The sequence below is a fragment of the Pseudoalteromonas sp. G5_S1_14_S5 genome, from assembly GCF_054968605.1.
Genome location: NZ_JBQKUM010000167.1, coordinates 1 through 1,980 on the forward strand (window position 1 = coordinate 1; position 1,980 = coordinate 1,980).

The window sequence follows — 1,980 nt, forward strand, 5'->3', positions numbered from 1 at the left end:
ATAGCCGCAGACCGTCATCAATTATGTTGGTGCGTATTTCGGTGATTGCGAACGCTTGTTTCGGTTTATTCCGAACACCTGAACCAGCACTTTTTCTCTTTCCCTATTTTTACTCTAAGTGTTCGGATTGCGCCATTTTTCTCATTGATTCTCCTCCCAGTTCTATTCGATGACTATTGTGAACTAGACGATCCATTAGAGCGTCAGCGACAGTGGCGTTGCCTATCATGTTGTACCACTCTTTTACTGGTAACTGGCTGATGACGATTGTGCTGCTGTTTTGGTAACGGTCTTCAAGCACTTCTAACAAGTGACCAGCATGCTCATGAGTCAGTTTTTCCATCCCCCAGTCGTCGAGGAGGAGTAAGCCTTTCTTAGCCAGCGACTGAAGTTGTTTTTGATAGCTACCATCCAGACGACCTGCGGTCAGATCATCAAGCAAGCGAGTTAATCGGTAGTACCTGACGGTTTTCTGTTGGTCGCAGGCACTGGTTGCCAGAGCGCAACCAAGATAGGTTTTGCCAGCACCTGTTGGGCCTGTGATCAAGATATTCTGATGCTTATGCAGATAACTGCCTGTTAGCAGTTCGCTCATCTGTTTACGATTGAGATTTCGTCCCTCTTTGTAGATGAGTTGGCTCGGCTGGGCATCCACTCTCAGCTTTGCTTGTCGCTTCAAGCGTTGGATTTTGCTCTGATTACGGTTCAAGATTTCACTCTCCAGGAGCAAGCTTAACCGCTCCTCGAAGTCCAGCTCTGCGTAGGTGGTCAGTTGCTCTTGTTGCTGCTCTAACGCTTTCGCCGCATGGCTCAAACGCAGGGTTTTAAGTTGGTCATTAAGTGCGTTCATATCCTTTCTCCTAGTGATAACAGTTCGGGCCACGAACATTGCTGTGAACAAGGTTCGGCGTATTCGCTTTATCTTTACTCAGTTGCCCCTCACGGTTGTTCTTGAGTAGATTGTTGACGAAGGTGTAATTGGGTTTTGTTAGCATCAGTGCATCTTTACAGGCTTGCTCGAGGCGCGATTCGCCATGGGCTTTGCTCAGGTTGAGCAGCCCAAGACAGGAACGATACGACTGCTCGGGATGAGGCTTAGAGTTCAGCATTTTATTGACGACTTCCCGTGTGGCGGGGCCGACATTGGCCCCCCAGTTGAGTAAACGTCCAGGCGACCACTTTTGATGTTGATGATTACTCGGCATGTGCTCAGGTTGAGTACTGTTTCCGCGCTCCCTTTGGCTACGCGGGTGCTGGGCGACCAAGTTACCTTGATGGTAGATTTGCACCAGACGGTTGGAGGCTTCCAGTTCGACATGGTGACCAACAAGCTGATGGGGAACCGAGTAGTAGTGACGGCGATATTCGATGTGATAATCAGGCCCAACCTTGGCTCGCTTGGTTTCAGTATATAGATATCGCTGCTTAGGAAGGGGCTTTAACGCGGGTTTATCGAGTTTGTCGAACAGCGCTTTGCGGCTCGCACCATAATGCTTCATCTCACGTTTGTTTAAGTCATTCATTAGCTCACGGATGGCAAGGTTCAGCTCTTTGAAGGTATAGAAGGTTTGATGGCGAAGTCGCATCATGATCCAACGTTCCACTAGGAGGACAGCATTCTCTGCCTTGGCTTTGTCTTTCGGTTTGTAGGGGCGAGCTGGCATCACGGCAGTTTGATAATGATTTGCCAGTTTTTGATAGCTTTCATTAAGCCTCGGCTCATAACGGTTAGCTTTGCTGACCGCGCTGCGTAGATTATCGGGAACCAAGAGCCGTGGGACACCACCGAAGTGTTCGAGTGCATTGGCATGCGCCTCTAACCAGTAAGACTTACCTTGACTCGGGAAGGCTTCAACATAAGTGTAATTGGACGCTCCTAAGGTCGCCACGAACACTTCTGCTTCGCGCACTTCACCTGTATCAGGGTTGACCACTTGAAGCCGAGGCCCACAGTAATCGATAAACAGCTTATCACCTGCA

General features: G+C 49.1%; 2 protein-coding genes. Both read right to left on the bottom strand.

All coding sequences use genetic code 11. From position 1 onward, the window contains the following. Nucleotides 1-109: 109 nt before the first annotated feature. Nucleotides 110-850, bottom strand: a complete 741-nt coding sequence (istB, locus tag ACTRWI_RS22345) for an IS21-like element ISVch3 family helper ATPase IstB (protein ID WP_499133887.1) — start codon at nt 848-850, stop codon at nt 110-112. 10 nt (nt 851-860) lie between these two features. Then, nucleotides 861-1,980, bottom strand: a 1,120-nt coding sequence (gene istA / locus ACTRWI_RS22350) for an IS21 family transposase (protein ID WP_499133888.1), incomplete at its 5' end; no start/stop codon positions are given.